General features: G+C 66.0%; 9 protein-coding genes. 2 read left to right on the top strand and 7 right to left on the bottom strand.

Features of this window, described 5'->3' with window-relative positions:
* Positions 1-68: 68 nt before the first annotated feature.
* From ABZ004_RS29130 to ABZ004_RS29120, 3 genes are all read right to left on the bottom strand, one after another.
* Positions 69-2,141, bottom strand: coding sequence for a M4 family metallopeptidase (locus tag ABZ004_RS29130; protein WP_355684265.1), 2,073 nt, complete (start codon positions 2,139-2,141; stop codon positions 69-71).
* Positions 2,142-2,391: 250 nt separating this feature from the next.
* Positions 2,392-4,374: a thioredoxin domain-containing protein gene (locus ABZ004_RS29125; protein WP_355684343.1), complete on the bottom strand. Its 1,983-nt coding sequence runs from the start codon at positions 4,372-4,374 to the stop codon at positions 2,392-2,394.
* A 134-nt stretch (positions 4,375-4,508) separates the two neighbouring features.
* On the bottom strand, positions 4,509-6,905 hold the full coding sequence (locus tag ABZ004_RS29120; RefSeq protein WP_355684264.1) for a DEAD/DEAH box helicase family protein: 2,397 nt from the start codon (positions 6,903-6,905) through the stop codon (positions 4,509-4,511).
* A 396-nt stretch (positions 6,906-7,301) separates the two neighbouring features.
* On the opposite strand from ABZ004_RS29120, the gene ABZ004_RS29115 reads away from it, so the two are divergent.
* Positions 7,302-7,910, top strand: a complete 609-nt coding sequence (locus ABZ004_RS29115) for a type IV toxin-antitoxin system AbiEi family antitoxin (protein ID WP_355684263.1) — start codon at positions 7,302-7,304, stop codon at positions 7,908-7,910.
* Positions 7,907-8,854 (top strand): nucleotidyl transferase AbiEii/AbiGii toxin family protein, encoded by a 948-nt coding sequence (locus tag ABZ004_RS29110; RefSeq protein WP_355684262.1) that lies wholly within the window; start codon positions 7,907-7,909, stop codon positions 8,852-8,854. The genes ABZ004_RS29115 and ABZ004_RS29110 overlap by 4 nt, the downstream gene beginning before the upstream one ends.
* Positions 8,855-9,314: 460 nt before the next feature.
* Here ABZ004_RS29110 and ABZ004_RS29105 read toward each other — a convergent pair whose 3' ends face one another.
* The 4 genes from ABZ004_RS29105 to ABZ004_RS29090 are packed head-to-tail and all read right to left on the bottom strand — an operon-like array spanning position 9,315 to position 16,382.
* The gene (locus tag ABZ004_RS29105) at positions 9,315-10,481 is read right to left on the bottom strand and encodes a Wadjet anti-phage system protein JetD domain-containing protein (RefSeq protein WP_344220890.1); all 1,167 of its coding nucleotides are present in this window, start codon (positions 10,479-10,481) and stop codon (positions 9,315-9,317) included.
* Positions 10,478-13,975: an SbcC/MukB-like Walker B domain-containing protein gene (locus tag ABZ004_RS29100; RefSeq protein WP_355684261.1), complete on the bottom strand. Its 3,498-nt coding sequence runs from the start codon at positions 13,973-13,975 to the stop codon at positions 10,478-10,480. The genes ABZ004_RS29105 and ABZ004_RS29100 overlap by 4 nt, the downstream gene beginning before the upstream one ends.
* Complete coding sequence (locus ABZ004_RS29095) at positions 13,972-14,823, bottom strand: DUF4194 domain-containing protein (RefSeq protein WP_355684260.1); 852 nt, start codon at positions 14,821-14,823, stop codon at positions 13,972-13,974. The genes ABZ004_RS29100 and ABZ004_RS29095 overlap by 4 nt, the downstream gene beginning before the upstream one ends.
* Positions 14,820-16,382, bottom strand: a complete 1,563-nt coding sequence (locus ABZ004_RS29090; protein ID WP_355684259.1) for a DUF3375 family protein — start codon at positions 16,380-16,382, stop codon at positions 14,820-14,822. Before ABZ004_RS29090 ends, ABZ004_RS29095 begins: the two co-directional genes overlap by 4 nt.
* Between the last annotated feature and the right edge of the window lie 991 nt (positions 16,383-17,373).

Raw genomic sequence — 17,373 nt, 5'->3', positions numbered from 1 at the left:
GTCGCTGATTGGGCGCAGCGACTTGTTTCGGCGGGACACGTGCTTTCGTGCTTTTCCTGCAAGGGAAATCAGCTGACGGTCAGAGCCGTGTCGTCGATGACGAAACTGGTCTGCAGCGACGAGTCTTCCGACCCGAGGAACTTCACGGTGACGGTTTTGCCCTTGTAGGCAAGGACGTTGAAGGTCTTCTGGGCGTACGCCGTGTTCTTGTCCAGGTTGGACAGCGTGCCCAGTGTCGTGGTGGTCGTGCCGTCCACGATCTGCACCTTCACCGTGTCGTACTGCGTCGACGTGGTCGTCTCGGCGGTGTCGATCTTGACCCAGAGCGACAGGTTCGCTGCGGTCGCCGTCGCCGGGATCGCCACGGACTGGCCGATGTTCTCGGTGCTGGCGCGCCCGTTGCCCTGCAGCCAGGCCTTGTAGCTCCCGGTGCGAGCGGGCTTCGAGGTGCTGTTGGTGATCACGCCGCTGGTGCCGGTCCAGTTGGTCGCGCCGGACTCGAAGCCCGGGTTGAGCAGCTTGTTGTCGCCGGCCGGCGGCTCGGTGGTACCACCACAGGAGGCGGCGCCGGCCGGGACCGTGATCCCGTTGAACGCGGCCTGGATGACCTTGCACTCGTTCGAGTCGTTGCCGTACAGCTCCTTGGCGGAGGTGATGGCGCCTTCGCGAGCGTCCTTGTAGGTGCTGCCCGAGCTGAGCTTGGTGCTCAGCGTCCGGTACCAGACCTTGGCCGCCACATCGTGTCCGACGCCGACGATGGTGCCGCCGTCGCACGCGGTGCTCGAGTGGGTGACACCGCCGATCACCTTGCTGCCGGTGCCTTCCGAGGCCAGGTAGAACCAGTGGTTCAGCGGGCCGGAGGAGTAGTGCGGGTCGAGTCCGCCGGTGCTGGTGGTCCAGCAGTCCTTGCTGGCCCCGTCCTTCGACGGCTTGTCCATCCAGCGCAGCGGCGAACCGTCGCCGTTGATGTTGATCTTCTCGCCGATCAGGTAGTCACCCGGGTCGGACGAGTTGTTGGCGTAGAACTCCACCATGGTGCCGAAGATGTCCGAGGTGGCCTCGTTCAAGCCGCCGGCATCGCCGGAGTAGTTGAGGCCCGCGGTCGCCTCGGTGACACCGTGGCTCATCTCGTGACCGGCCACGTCGATGGCGGTCAGCGGGTGGGTGTTCCCCGAGCCGTCGCCGTACGTCATCTGGGTGCCGTCCCAGAACGCGTTCACATACGCGTTGCCGTAGTGCACGCGGGAGCGGGCGCCCTGACCGTTGTTGAAGATGCCGTTGCGGCCGTGGACGTTCTTGTAGTAGTCCCAGGTCAGCTGGCCACCGTAGTGCGCGTCGACACCGGCGGTCTGCCGGTTCGAAGCGGTGCCGTCGCCCCAGGTGTCGTCGGCGTCGGTGAACACCGTGCCGTTGCCGGAGGTGCTGCCGTTCAGGTCGGTGGTGTTGTTGCCACCGCGGGTCGGGTCACTCAGGCTGAAGCTGCCCGACGTACCGATGTTGACCGTGCCGGCGTACATCGAGTTGCCGGTACCGGTCTTGATCTCGTCGTCGGTGGCAAGCACCGCGCCGGTCTTCGCGTCGATGAACGAGTGCAGGACGGACGGGGTCTGGTCGGCCTTCGTGCCGCTCGTGACGACCTCGTAGGCGAGCACCGGCCTGGTCGGCGTCACGTAGACGACGAGCGCGCCTTTGTTGCCGGTGGCCTTGAAGTCGGCCGACTTCGCACCCTTGGCCAATGCGGCCGACTGCGACAACGTCGGCTTGGTGGAGGCGATCGCGACCTTGTGGGCGCCACGGTTGTAGGTGACCTGCGAGATCTTTTCGCCGGTGCGCTTCACGATCAGGTCGCCGCCGACGACCTTGAGACCGTTGAAGGTCCGGTCGTAGCGGACATATTCGGTGCCGTCGGCATCTTTCACCACATCGCGAACCTTGAGCACCTCGCCACCGGCGAGTCCGAGCGCTGCGGCCGTCTGCGCGGTGAGCGCCTGTTCGGCCTGTACGGCGGCCGGCTGGTTGAAACCGGATGCCGGCAGTGGAGCCGTACGGGTGGCGGCTCCGGCGGGCGAGCCGGTGAAGGTCGCAGCCAGTCCAGCTGCTGCGACGATGGCCACCGCCCCTGCTGATGTCAGTCGTTTCAAGACAACATCTCCTCACGGTGTGGTCGCTGTTTGGGCGCAGCGACCGCGTTGTGGTTGCTGTTTGGGCGCAGCAACCGCTTCCAGATGGGGACGCCGGACGATCCTGGCCCAGCAGTGCCATTGCCTACTTGTGACACTGTGTGTCAGGGCGTGCGAGTTCTGTTACATCCGACTGAAGGAGGACTCTGTCCCCAACCGGCCTCGGCGTCAAGCGATTCTGCCGAAATGACAGGGAAAACCCGCAGTTCGCTCAGGCCTGCTGCACGGGACGCAACGCACGGCGAAGGTCTTCCGGCAACACGACCGGCAAGCGACAGGTGAACTTCTGACACACGTACGCCGCGGCGCGCCCGTCCCGCAGTTCGCGGCCTTCCATCAGTGGTACGTCGAGCCCGGGCTCGCCCTGGACCACCGCTGTCCCCCACGGCGAATCGGTGATCGCGACCCGCAGCAACTCGGCGTCGCTTCCGGCGATGGCGATCTCCAGCGGTCCGGACTCGAGGGTCTCGGCAACCGCCAGAGCTCTCCCGGCGAATCGCGGCGCCCGGTTGCCGAGCGCGGCCGAAGCGGCCAGCGCCTGAGCGGCAGCGGTCTCGTACCGGGTCGATCCGGTCACCGAGGCCAACGTCGTCAAGGCTTCCGCGGCGAGCGCTACGCCGGACGGGCTGGCGTTGTCGGTCGGATCCTTCGGCCGCCAGACCAGCGCCTCCGCATCGGCGGCCGTGTCGTAGAAGGTGCCATCGGCAACGAACTGCTCGAGTACCCGCCCCAGCAGGGATTCAGCTGTCCTCAGCCAGCTCGCGTCGCCGGTCACCCCGAGCAGAGTGAGGCACGCCTGAGCGAACGCGGCGTAGTCCTCCAGTACGCCGTACGCGGTGCCGGCCTTTCCGTCGCGCGAGGTCCTTCGGAGCTTTCCGGTCTCGTCGAGATGCACCTGCCGGACCAATCCGGCCGCGTTCTTTGCTGCTTCGAGATATTCGGGTTTCCGGAGTACTACGCCTGCCCGGGCGAGGGCGGTGATGGCGAGACCGTTCCAGGCGGCAACCACCTTGTCGTCGCGTGCGGGGTAAGTACGCCGGGCCCGAGCGTCCCGTAGTACGGACCGTACTTTGTTCCACCGGTCGAGATCGTCGGGGTCCTGGCGGAGCTGCAGGACGGACAGGCCGTGCTCGAACGTGCCGGTGACGTCGCAGAGCTCGATCACCCAGCCGGCGTCCTCCGGGCTGAGGGCCTCGCGGAGCTCGTCGGGGGTCCAGACGTAGTACTTGCCTTCGACACCTTCTGTGTCGGCGTCCAGGGCGGAGGCGAAACCGCCTTCCGGCGTACGGAGTTCGGCGATGAGGAAGTCGGCCGTTTCGATCGCGATCCGGCGGGCCAGTGGCTCTTCGGTGAGCGCGAACCACTGGGTGTAGACGTCGAGCAGGAGTGCGTTGTCGTACAGCATCTTCTCGAAGTGCGGCACGACCCACTGCCCGTCGACGCTGTACCGCGCGAAGCCGCCGGCCAGTTGGTCGTACATGCCGCCACGAGCCATCCGCTCGCAGGTCTCGGTCACCATCCGGAGCGCATCCTCGGAACCGGTCCGCCGATAGTGGCGCAGCAGGAAGTCGAGCACCATCGACGGCGGGAACTTCGGCGCCCGCCCGAAGCCGGCATCGACCGGATCGAAGTCGGTCTTCAGCAACGCGACCGCCTTCCCGAGGTCCAGCTCGCCACCCGCGGGATGGCTACGAGCGCTCAACTGCGCGACCACCGACCGCCCGATCTCGTCGATCTGCCCGCGCTTGCTCCCCCACGCTTCCGTCAACGACTCCAGCACCTGCCGGAAGGTCGCCATCCCGTGCCGCGGCTCGGCCGGAAAGTACGTCCCGCAGAAGAACGGCTCCCCCGTCGGCGTCAGGAACACCGACATCGGCCAGCCGCCCTGCCCGGTCATCGCGACCGTCGCCTCCATATAGATCGCATCCACATCAGGCCGCTCCTCGCGATCCACCTTGACGCAGACAAAATGCTCATTCAGGTACTCCGCCGTCGCCACATCCTCGAACGACTCATGAGCCATCACATGACACCAGTGACACGCAGCGTAACCAACCGATAGCAGAACGGGTACATCGCGCCGCCGCGCTTCCTCGAAAGCCTCTGGAGTCCAGGGCCACCAATCCACTGGATTCTCAGCGTGTTGGAGCAGGTAGGGACTTGTGGAGGATCCGAGACGGTTCACATCGGCCATCCTCTCGCAGACCCAGCGGCACAGGGCGCCAGCGACCAAATGATGCATGACGGTGATGCAACAGGCCCCGCCACTGTTCACCAGTGACAATTGCATCACTCGACCATCTGTGATGCTCAGCTGAGGGACCGCCTTCAGGCCCGGTCGAATCGCAGCCGCTTGTACCCGGGCATGCGTCGCTGGAGCGAGACTGCCAGCATCGGGACGAGCACATCGTGGTAGTCGTGGACCTCAGCGACGGTCTTGCCGGGTGCGGGGCGCACGACTCGTCCGGCGCACTGGAGCAGAAGTCCATCGAAGGAGATCGGCGCCGCGAGAAACAGGGTGTCCAGGGCCGGTGCGTCGAACCCTTCGCCGACGAACGGTGTAGTGCCCACGACCAGGACACCGTCGCCGGCCTTGGCGTCGGCGAGTCGTTCGACGATGGCACGCCGTTCCTTGGCTGGCATGCCGCCCTGGAGCACAAGCGGTTCGTGGCCGCGACCGGCCAGGAGCGAGGTCAGCGTCTCGAGGTGGGCCACCCGGCGGGTCAGGATCAGACAGTTCCGCCCCCGGGTGAGAGCGGCGTGGATGTCGTCGACGATCTTCTCGTTGCGATTTTTGTCGGCCGTGAGTGCCCGGTGAGCCTCGGCGATAAGCGACGGCGCATCCTGAGCAATGTCTGCCGCGGTGAAGCTGGTCTCGTGCACTTGCAGCACTCGCGCCGGTCCTGCACTGGCGTCGGCTGCTTCGGGCAGCGTCCCTGGTATCTCGTCAGTCATCGTGTGCCGGACCGGTCCGAGCTGCCAGCGCAGAAGCTCGCCGAGGCCGTCGCGGCGGTCAGGGGTGGCAGTGAGACCGAGCCAATACCTGGCGCCGATCTTCTTCACCGAGTGGTCGTAGGCAGCTGCGGCGACGTGGTGAGCTTCGTCGACGATGATCTGCCCGTATCCGGTAGTCAGGTTCTCGATGTCGTCATGCCTGGCCAGGGTGGGCAGCATGGCGACATCGACGATCCCTGTCAGCTTGGTCCGTCCGCCGCCGAGCTGTCCTGGTTTGAGGCCGAGGAACTCGGTCAGTCGAGTCCGCCATTGGTCGGCGAGGGCCTTGCGGTCGACCAGGATCAGTGTGGACACCGCTCGTTCGGCGATGACCGCGCACGCCATAACGGTCTTGCCCGATCCTGGCGGGGCGACCAAGATGCCGTCGTCGTGCGCGAGCAGCTCGCTGACTGCCGCGGCCTGCCGGTCGGCGAGCTCGCCGATGAGCGCGACGTCGATCTCCGTGCCGACAGTCCGGTTGTCGGTGACATCGAGGCGGGCGCCGCTGCGCTCGACGATGCCGGTGACCAGGTGCCGGAGTCCGCGAGGCAGGACAAGCTTCTCGTCCAGGGTCAGGTCGTAGCCGGTAACGAACCGCGGGGTATCCCAGGTGGACTTGCGCAGCCGTTGCAGCTCGTAGAACTTCGGGTTCGCCATCGATGCGGCATGCTTGAAGGTCGCAAGAGCAGCGGGCGGGAGTGCGGTCGCGTCGAGAACCAGCCCAGCGGCGAGTTCGGCGCGCACAACCGGCGGCATGGGCGGGTGCACCTTGGTGGACTCGGCTCGTGCCAGGGTCGTGACGTCGCTGCCAACGGTGGCGCGTGACGCCTTACGGGCGAGACGTGAGGCGTCACCCGGCGTGAGCCGGTCCAGGGTCGAGAGGAACGCCCATTGGTCCTCGTACGGTTCCAGCGTGGCCGGGTCGAGAAAGAGCGTGAGCCCGTTCTTGCGGCGGTTACCGTGGAGCGGTGCGGCGATCAGGTTGCCTGGACCAGAGCCGGGCAGTACGTCCTGGCTTGGGAACAGACGGTCGTAGGAGCCTAGGCTCATGGTGCCGCGCTGAAGGATTGCCTCGTGGATCAGCGCGGTCCCGACCGAGCGCGCCGTCTGTGCGGGGATCGCCTCGGTGAAGAAGATCCACACGTGCGCCCCGGCACCGGACTCGGAGATCTCTAGCGAAGCGGGGACGCCTGCGATTCGGGCGGCCTTGACGTACGCAAGGGCGTCGAGCATCGCGGTCTTGCCGTCGAAGTCGGCGGCCAGCCACCAGCAGGTGTTGTTTGGGAGCATCGGGTAGAGGCCGATGAACAGATCCTGCCGCGACCGCGCGGCCAGGTGCTCCGCGACGACATCTGGAGTCAGCGGGAGCAGACGGGCGGTCGCGCGAGTCATACCCTTGCGCCACCCACCCGCCGCCACGGGCATCCACCCCTTCTTTCCCGTGCGCGGATCCTCCCAATGCTTGGCGTACGTGTCGTTCCTTGCGCGGAACAGGCTCAGGTAGAGGGCAAGCTTCTGCTGCGGCGTCGAGCCTGCCATCGACACCAACCCGCCAGGCCCGATCGGGGCCGCAAGTTGCTCGTCCGCGGGCGTGGTGTCCTGGCCTCGCAGCTCCAGCAGACGGGACAGCCGTACGTTCTCGACCCGCAACCGGTCTCGCTCGGCCCGGAGCTCGGACAGCTCACGACGCAGGTCGAGGCCGCCGCCGTCGCGATCGTCACCGACTCTCACGCGACCATCCTGCCAGGTGCAAATAGCGATTACGTTTCACGATGAGCGACCACACTGACAGCTCACCCTAGGCGCGAACAACATACGAGCGCACTGTAGTTGACACCGCACGGTATCTAAACTGGTTACTTATGCGTTCGTCTTGACAGTACTGTCACATGCGGTACGTTGGTATCTGAAATGGTTACCTGGGAGGCTCTCATGGCAGCACCTGCACGGACCCTGTCGCGGGGCCTTGCACCTTTGGTCGCTGACCTGGAGCTCCGTCAACTCACCCTGGTCAGGATGGACGACCTTGCCCGCCTCGCCGAGGAGGCGGGACTTCGAACTCCACCGAAGATACTCGCCGGCCGGCTGCGCGCGGCAGGGTGGCTACTACCCACCGGGCAACGCGGTGTGTACGAGTTCGCCCCCGGTGCGCACGCCGGACCCTACAGCCACGGCGACCCGTTCATCGACTTACGGGCCGCCATGCTGGCTGGTCACGACTCAGCGACAGTTGCCCTGGGCAGCGCCCTGTGGCTCCACGGATTGGCCGAGCGCGCGCCGGATCGCCACGAGATCGCAGTGCCGGTCAAGACAGTAGTCCCCGACTCGCTCAAGCAGCGCATGCGAGTCGTGCATTTCTCCGCTCGACTCACCCCAGCGGCCCTCGAGCAACTTCCGGTCCACCAGCCAGCCACGATCCTGGCTCACCTGGCGACCAAGCCGGGCGATGTGCGGGACTGGACCACGTTCGCCGAGGCGCTCCCCGACCTCGCCGAGCGGTCACCGATCAACGATCTGGACGAGGAACTACACCGGCGACCGACCACCGTGCGCCCACGGCTTGCCTATCTACTCAGTGGCGTCGCGCCGAAGACAGCGGACCTGCTGCAACCGACCAAACCAAACAACGTGACCTGGTTTGGTCGACCACGAGTCAGTCGGCGCTTTGACAAGCGCTTCAACGTGGCCGACGGCCTACTGCCATTCGACCCCCGCGAACTTACAGAGGCGACATGAGCCGCATTACCACTGGCTGGCTGGCACGTCATACCCCTCAGGGCCCCGGCGGTCGGCACGCCGCTCTGATCGACGTTGCACAGGACCTCTTGCTGGCGCACCTGCACGAACAAGCCACATTCGAGCACCTCGTCTTCAAAGGCGGCACCGCACTCCGCAAGCTCTATGCGGGCAACGCAGGACGCTTTTCCACCGATCTGGATTTCTCGGTCCGTGACCCCGCCGATGACACAACCGTTGTGTCTGACCTGCTGCGCGGTGAGATCGACGGTCTCGAGATCGACGGCTTCCACTACCGCGTTGACGACCATCGCGGACGACCCCAAGTTGCCTACGACACACCGTTCGGCGGGGTCGGCAATCTGACGACCAAACTCGACATCGGACCAGCCCCGTGGCTGCCACCCGACGAGCGAGGATGGATCCGGCTCGCCATCCACGACGCCTACGACCTGCCGACCGCCCTACCGGTCATGGCGCTCGCGGAGAACATGGCCGAAAAGATCGCCCGCCTCACCCGACGCACACCCGCACGTGATGTGTACGACCTGGTGTGGATCGCAACCAACAGCCCTCACTCGAGCTTCGACCGCGCAGCAGTGCGTCGCCTGGCCGTACTCAAGAACTGGGTCGACCAGTACGGTCTGGCCTCGCCGCCAGCGGTGTGGGCGCCGGTCTCCGGTGCGGTCGCCTATGCCCCCGCACTCTGGCGTCGAGCCAGGACAGCCGCCGACTTCGACGAACAAAGCATCGGCCTACTCGCTGTGCCGCCACCCAGCCTGAACGAGCTCAGCGAGCAACTGCGCAGCCTCTACGGCTTCCTCGCCGAACCCGACGACATTGAGTTGGCGATCCTCGCCGGCGGCGCGAGCAGCCGAGGACAAGTCCTCGACGCGATCAGACAGCTCCACGGCGCCCGCTACGCCGACCGCGCCCTGTACTAGACCGTCGTCGCCCCTGACCTGCCGCGAAGGCCTCGTAGTCCTGCTGATCATCCAGGCGAAGTCCGGGTACGAGCTCGCCGTGATTGGTCGGGTCTGCTTCAAGCTGCACGCAGCTGGTGGCTGGCCTACCGCGTTCCCGTCCGAGCGACCAGTCTGCCGAAGTTGAACGCGATGCCGAGCCGGTCGCATCTAAACGACTTGCGGAACTCAGCACGCCGGCAAAGGCGTGCCACCGACGAAATCATGGTCTGGTACGTCCTCGAACGATTCCTCTGCCAGGAAGGTTCGCCGGATGCGCTGTTCGTGTCGGGCCTGGACCGGTCGGCCGCTGCTGATGCCTGAGGAGTCGCCGTCGTTGCGGTGGTCAGCTCGGTACGATCCTCCGCATCGGCCACCTCCAGCGTCACGGTCACGTCGTTCATGTTGACCCAGGTGCGGCGCGACGGTCTGGGCCGGACAGTCAGCACCAGGACCCGACGATCCGGGCCGCGACCGCGAGCGGTATGCGTTCTTGTTCGACGCGGCGATGCCTGGTCCAGCCAGGTGAGCACAAGTCGTGGTACAGCCCGCGTTCGGTATCGGTCAGGGTTGGCACCAGTCGTGGTGGTCGGGGTCCCAGCGGCCGACCTTTCGGGTCCGTGTTCGTGCCGTACCGTTCCCAGGTCTCGTAGGCGTCGCCATCCATCAAGATGCTTTGGACGGGCAGTCCGGCGGTGCGGAATCCGTCAAGGATCTCCATCCCGTCGGCATCCATATCGCCCCAGTACACCAGGATCTGGGCGTCGCGGACCCAGGAGAAAGACGCCACGGTGCCTCCGCCGCGGCCCACACCTTCAATGGAGATACCACCCGGGATCGGTGGGAAATGGATCGCGGTGTCCTTGTTCTCCGAGATGATCACGACACGAGGCCGGTAAGCTGGCGCGGCGTGGTCACCGACGGTCGCCGAGTCATGGCGCCGGCCGCCCGTTGCCAGGTAGGCGGAGTCCAGGTAGGTGAAATGGATGCGGGCGGGGTGCGGTGGCAGTAGCCCGAGAGCCGCCTCGTCGCCCAGCCCGGCGAGCCTGGCGACGAGGCGGCGGTTGGTGTTGAGCCATTTCGCGTGCACGCCCGGCACCGGCACCTGCCGGGGCGTCAGGCCGGCGGCTTCGCCGCCATGGTCACGAAACCATTCACCGACCGCGCAGAGTGTCTGGAAGTCCTGGTCGCCGAGAAGGTCTGTATCGCGGACCGTCGTTGAGAGCCCGGCACCGAGCAGCGGGAACCGCTCGGCGAGCACCAGTTGGCGGGCGCGGCCTCGCGCGAGCCGGTCGGGCCAGGTCCCGCCGAGGAGTCTGGCTGCCTCGTCGACTGTGGCCACCTGCAGGTGGGTCGGGAGTTGCTGGAAGGTTCCACTCACCCGCCGATTCGCCGTCTCGAGGGCGGCGTATTGGTCGGCGGCCCACCGCCACCAGGTCTCGGCCTGGCGGTGGATCGCTGCGAAGTCGGTCTCTAGGTCGGCGCCGGTCGGCTCCCCCAGCGGGAAGGGGTGCGGCCAGTCGCCGCACGGACCGGTCGTGACCTCGTGGAACCAGGACCGTTCGAGGCGATTGCGGACCGAGGTCAGTATTTGCGCGGGTTCTTTCATGACTCGTCGGCCGGATCGAGCAGCGTTCCAGTCGCCTCAAGCCACGGGTCGCGCTCGAACGCGGCCAGCGGTTCGACCTTCATGATCTGGGAGAACCCGGTCTTCTGGCTCTTCCCTACCGTGGCCAGGGTGCCCATGTACTCGCCGAGTCCGGAGACCTTGTCGAACGGTGCGGCGATGACCAACTGGAAGCCGAGTCCGTGCCAGGCCTGAACGGCGCGGCCGGCGAACTCTGCATCGGCCTTGATGAACCCCTCGTCGAGGAAGACCGGCGCGAACCGTGGCCGTGCGCGTTCTTCGTCGCCGAGCCGGTACCGCAGCGCGGATCCGAGGATGAACGCGATCAGTTCCTGTGTTTCGCCGCCCGACTTCTCCGATAGACGCCGGTAGGTCGCGAGCCGGGCACCTGTCTGGCTGTGGCGGACCGCTTCGATCTCGATGTGGCGACGCACATCGAGTAGCGCGTCGCGGCCCGGGTTCCGTTCGATCATCTCGCGGGTCAGGTGTCTGTCGTCGCTACGGCGGATCAGCCCAATGAACTCCTGCAGTTCGGTGAAGCGCTGAACGAGCTGATCCTCGCTGAGTTCTCGCGACGGGACGTTCGCGAGGCGGCGCAGTTCTTTGCGGAAGGAGACGACCACATCGGGCGCCAGGCGCCGAGACGAGATCCGGAGTCGGTCACGGCCGGCGCCGAACGGCAACATGGCAAGGATGGTGTTGATGTCGTCGAGCCTTTTCTCGATGTCGTTGAGCGAGTTCTCCACGGCGCCGTTGAGTGGGAGGAGGTCCTGGGCGGTCCACTCGCGGACAGCTTCGAGCCAGGCGACGCGCCGTGCGTGTAGTCCGGTGGCGAGGATGTCGTCGAGGATGCGTTTGTAGTCGGGGTATGCGTCCGCTGTGTCGGACAGGTTCGGGTCGGGCCACTGGGCGAGGTAGGACTGGAAGATCGTGCGCAGCTGCTGGTGCATGTCTCCCAGCCGCTGCTGCGCCGCCTGGAGCCGCTCACTGAGATGGTTGCTGACCGCACGGACCCAGGTCTGCCGAAACGACTGATGGTCGAACGGCGCCCCGGCCGCGAGGGCGGTCAATGCCTGGTCGAGGCGGCGGGTGTGGTCCTCAGTGAGCGTCGAGCGTCCTGAGTCCTCGATGCGTTCCCGTTCCCGGTTGAGGTCGTCTTGACGGTCGACGAGTTCACCGAAGACCTTCTGGACGGCCTCGACCTTCCCTTCGGCGTCGAAGGTGAGGCGACGCGCGCGGCGCAGCCGGCCGTCGAGGTCGAGGATCTTCTGGTCGACCTCGTGCAGTCCTACGTCGGAGGCCAGCAGTCTGGACCGGTCGTCGTGGCGCTGCTTGATCCGGCCTTCGATTCCTTCGATGTCGATCCGGTCCCAGGCGGCATCGATGAGGTGCTCGCTGGCTCTGAGCAGGGCAGTGAACTTGGCATGGCCCTCGTCGTGGGCCTTCAGTTCGGTGTCGATCGCCATCAGCTGCGTTTCGAGTGCGTCCACCTCAAGGCTCAGGTCGGCGATGAGTTGCTCGTTCGCGAAGCCGATAATGCTGTGCCGACCGGATTGGCCGACCGTTCCCGACGTGCCGTTGCGGGTCTGCCCGGACAGCGCGACGCGGTACCCAGGCCCATTCAAGCCGTCGGCGTGCTCGACGCAGATCGCGTCGCGTTTGCCGATCTCGGCGGCGATCCAGTGGCTGAACGCCGTTGGCTTGTAGACGACGCGTGCCGAGATGCGGTCGGGGTCGCCGACCAGGTCCTCGTGGTCGCGCAGCGCGACTCCTTCGAATCGCAGCTGTGCGGAGAGTTTGACGCCGTCGATGCGGTGGGAGAACTCGGCCAGGAAGTCCTGGTCGACGACCAAGGTGCGGGCGAACGCGCCCAGCACGCTGTCGACGGCGGTGCGCCACCGCTCCTGGCCGTCGGCCACATCAATGAGCTCGGCGACAAACGGCAGATCGATCGGTTGCAGCCCGGCAGCATGGGCCAGCTGGTTGCGGCGCTCGTCGAGGCGCGTATCAATGCGGCTTTCACGCCCGGACATTGTCGCGATGTCGCGTTTCAGCCGGTTGAGTTCGTCCAGCAGCGGGTAGCGGCGTTCCTGGATCGCGTCGCGGGCGGCGCGGAGCATGGTTTCTCGCGACGGTGCGCCGGCGACATGCGTCTGTGCTGCCGCCGCGGCGGCAGCCAATGCCGCCACCGAGGCCAGTGGCGACTGTTCGCCGGCTGCCTGGGCTTGTTCTACCAGCGGGCCGATCTTGCCCAGCAGCCGGTCGCGCTCCTCTTCGGCTGCTCGCCGGTCTGCTTCGAGGCGCAGAATGGAGGCGTCCAGCTCGTCGAGGCGGTCACCGCCGAGCGCGCGGCGGACCTCCTGGGTCTGCAGGAGTTCCTCGCTGAGCCCGTCCTCGGTTGCCCGCGCCGCTGAGTGTTCGGTGTCGGTAGCTGTGCGTTCGTCGCGGTTCTTGTCCAGCGCGGCATCGATCAGGCGACTTTCCGTGGCCAGCCGCCATTCCAGGTAGGGGGTGTCGCCGTCTCGGGTGATGCCGACGCTGTCGATGGCTTCGAGCTCGCGCTGGCTCGCGACCGCGGTGTCGTAGGTCTCGACGATCGGGGCGAGCCGGTCCGACTTCTCTTTGGCGGTACGCATCTTCAGGTACATCGACTGGAGATTGTTGAAGTGCCCGACGGCATTCTCAGCCTTCGTGTAGGTGTCGGGCCTCTCCAGGACCCGGTTGCGGTACAGGTCGTTCACCGTGCTGATCGACCCGCCGGCCTGGATCTGCGCGAGCATCAGCAACGCTTTCCCGCCATCGCCGTTCGCGCCGATCCCCAGCGCGGCATAGACCGTCTGCGAGAAGCCGCTGTAGCGCAGGTGGTGCCGAGTTCCGGGCAGCGTCTGCTCGACAGTGGCGGGTTTGAACCCGGTGGCGGCGAGGGCAGCTAAATCCTGCACGTCGATCTCGCCGGGGCCGGCGAACATCCTCATCTGGACCTCGTTGGGGGACCGGACACTCGCAGCCGCGAAGTACGTTCGAAACAGCGTGTATCGGTTGCCGCGGTCGCTGCGGAACTCGGCCGAGATGATGCTCCACGTCGACCGGTTCTTGCCCCGCAGAACCTGGGCGATCTCCTCACCGGTGACCGGGTCCGCGTCGGCGTCGATCTTGCCGCGCATGTAGCTGAGCGTGTTGCGCTGCCCCTCGCTGCGGGCCCGGCCCTCGGCCTGGTTCGACGCGCCGTTGAGGGGCACGTTGTACGGCATGATCAGTGCGAGATAGGCATCCAGCAGAGTGCTCTTGCCGCATCCTGACGCCCCTGTCACCAACGTCCCGAGCGGATGGAACTCCAACGTGTTGAGGCCCTCGAACCCACCCCAGTTGATGACCTGGATCTTGGCGATCCTCCACTGCTGATCCGGGTGAGTTCCGGCGTTGCGGCCGGCAGCAGGCCGCGGAACGGTCTGGTGCGGGTCGGTGATAGTGGTCACGCAGGCTCCTGTGGGGTCTGGCTGGTCGGGTCGTCCATCGTCGAGTCCGGGGACCGATCCTCGTCTGGCGGATCGCTGGATCCGTTCGCTTTTCTCAGCCACTCCAGGAGACGTTCGAGGGTCTCCATCTCGAGGACGACTTCGATGGCGCGCGGAACCTCGAACCGGTGCTCATCGGCGGTCTTGACCAAGAGCCCGGCAACACGGACGTTGTCGATGGCCTTGCGGGTCTTCGCGTCGATGCCGGCGATATCGGTGTGCGACGGCGGCCGGAACGAGCGAGAATGCTCGACGATCTCGTCGACATCGACCAGCACCCGGCCGGGTGTACCTGACATCTGCTCAACCAGATAGCGGCTGCGCAAGTACACCAGCACCACCGTTTCCTCGCGCGTATACGGGGTGTCATACAGCAGGGTCGGGAACTTCCCCCGCTCCCCCTCCGGCGCGACTTGACGCTTATAGGCGACTTCGCGATCCAGGTCGATATGCAACTCGAGGAACATGTCGTTGAGCCGAGACCTGATCAACCCCGGGTTCGCGACCAGCGCACGCCACTCCCGCGGCTTGGACTGCGCGGTGATGAAACGGCTGCTCACGACGGCGACGAACGCCCGCCGCTGGTTCAGGTCCAGACGTCCCTCATCGCCATCGAACAAGACCCAATCCACACTCTCATCAGCCCCGAGCCCGTCGTCGAGCCTGGCGGCGACATCAACCGGCACCCCGTCTGCAGCGCCACCGCCGGCATGTTCGTCAAGGGGTTCCTCGAGATCGCCGTAGAGGTCACCGGCTGCAAACAGGTCATCGTCGTGACCGGGAGCATCGGTCCCGTCGATGCCCGTCACAGCTCGGCGCCTTCCGGAGCCAGCGGTGACTGATCACCATCGGCCACCAGTTGCGGCAGGGCCTCAATCGGAGTCGCCCCACCGGGATCGGCGACGATGCGAGGAACCATCACAGGGAAAGCCGTACCGCCTGGCAGGACTGCGTCGTACTGTTCGTAGCCGTGCTCGGTCACATCCGGATCGAGCGACATCAGCAGGTGCAGCAAACCGAGCACCTCGACCGGGCGACGGTCGTCTGCCGGCAGCTCGTTGAATGCCTCACCAACCGACCGGGCCCGGCCGGCAGCCTCGTCGCCGGTCCACAACGATTGCAGTGAGACCAAGACTGTCCGCAGCAGGGGAAACGTCGGGCCGCCCTGCGCACGCAACTCCTCCAGAGACGGCGCGCGCAGATCCCCGTCCGGTGCGACGTTCGTGAGCGGAGGTGGTGGGACGTCGTTGGCCGGGTCATAGAAACGCAACTTCAGATGATGCACCTCGGGTCGCTGCGGCAGCAGGTCGAGCGGCACCCGGGCCTGGCTGTTGGTGCCGGCGACCCAGGTGACAAGTTCGCTGTCCAACTGGCGCAGCACCGTCGACAGCGCCCGGTTCCGGTCGATGTCCTGGTTCACGATCTGCTCCCGCAACGTCCGCGTCAACCGAGACCGAAACTCCAGGACGCCATCGATACCGCCACGGATCACCTCGACCGTCGACCGCAGGTCGACCCGGTCACTTCGGCTCAGGATGCTCGCAGCGCGCGGATGCTCCAGCAGGTCCCGGATATCGCTGTGGAGTTCCTGGAGCAAGACGTCGTCGCGCAGCAGCGCGAACGCTCCCTCGAAGGCGCGCCCCTGCGGGGTCGCGGTCATCAGGTCGGCAGTGCGCCGCAGATAGTCGTCGATGACCTCACCGATCGGCCGCTCCTCCAACCGGAACGACGCCATGATTTCCCGCCGCATCAGCTCGTAAGCTTCCTCGACCCGTTTGAACTCCCCCGGCAAGTCACCGATCAAGGTGAGGAGCTGGACGAACCCCTCCAGCAGCGTGTCGTCGCTGGCCAGCTCGAGTTCTCCCCCGTTGACTAGCCGGTCGCGTTCCCGTTCCAGTTTCACGATCTCGTCGTTCAGCAACGCCACCCTCGCGGCCCGATCGGGGTTCACGACCGTGTTCATATAGCGAAACGCCGACCTGATCGTGTTGATCCGGTGCTCGCTCAACGTGACCCGGTCTCGCATCAAGCTGTTCACCAGCGACAACGCTGCCTGAGCGTGCGACGTCAGCGTGTACACCTCGCCACCATCGTCCTCGTACCGGGTCAGCCACTGCTCCCGCATCCATTTACGGCACAGATCGCGCCCGGTCCCTTTGGGGGCATCCTGGCCGATCTGCCGCAGCTCACCCAGATACACGTCGACCTGGGTGTGAAGCCGGTCGGCCGGAACCGAAGCCATGTCACGGCCGAACGCCGTCCTGAAAACTGTCAGGACCAGCGCTGCCTGCGGCTTGTGCAGGAGCGTGAGCGTCGGACGTTCGAAGGCCTCGCGTACACGTGCGAGTTCAGCTACGACATCACTCACAGGCTCTCCCTACAACCAATCGTCTGACCGCGACTCATTCTGTCCCTGGGCGCCGACAATTTGTGATGACCGCTTTTCCCCACACCGAGACAACACCCGGCTTTCCTGGCCACCTATCGTGCAGAGATGAAGACGCAGAAGCTCTGGGGGTAGCAACGCCAGGCCGGTGAGACGCCGACCGTGAGAGACCGGCGAAACGTGACTGCCTGCTCCACAGGCGCCGTGGTGTTGGATGCAATACCTCCCATTTGGCCCGCTTGGGCATCGGCAGGGCTCTCCCGGCATCGCGACACCCCGTCAACAATCCCCCAGCTTGTCCGGGGCCGTTGGCAACGAGTTTCTCCTCGTTGGCCTGAAGTTGCTGGACTGTGTCGTCGGTGCGCTCCCGGTGAGGCGGGCGCACATCACAGGGCCGGCTCAGTCAAGCAACAACGAGCCTTGCAGGTTGAGACGACCGGCACCGCAGGTCTCGGCTACCCGGCTCCGGTTCGGCTGCGGTCCCCGAAACGACCGTCCCTCCTGGAACATCGGTACAGGTGTTCTCACCGCAGTTCCGATTCGAGCCCGGCCGGACCACGCAGAATGTCACGGTCGCTGTCGAGGGTGACGTCCGCGACTCCTGCGACCTGCTGTTCAGCGTGGCGCTCTCGCTGCCGCAGGACGCCGGGCTGAGCAAGCCGTTCGGCCGGGCGGAGGTGATCGACGATGACGCCACGCCGACTCTGACTGTGACCGGGGCGACGGCAAAGGAGAACCCGGCGCGCTGCGCTTCCAGCTCGGACTGTCCGCCCCGAGCGGCAAGTTCGTCCAGGTCCATGGTCAGGTGCTGGACGGTACTGCCGTGGCCGACCAGGACTACGAGACACCGAGCAGTGAGGTGCCCAGTGGTCCCCCGATCGAAATGGCCCAGGAGGACGACACCGGTCCGCCGGCACCGGGGTCGACGGACGCCGGGTTCGAGCAGCGGGAGACCAGCATCGAGATCCCCATC

The organism is Kribbella sp. NPDC006257, assembly GCF_040613535.1.
Taxonomy (GTDB): Bacteria; Actinomycetota; Actinomycetes; order Propionibacteriales; family Kribbellaceae; genus Kribbella.
Note: the sequence above shows the minus strand (reverse complement) of the source record. Positions and strands in the feature narration are given on the sequence as shown.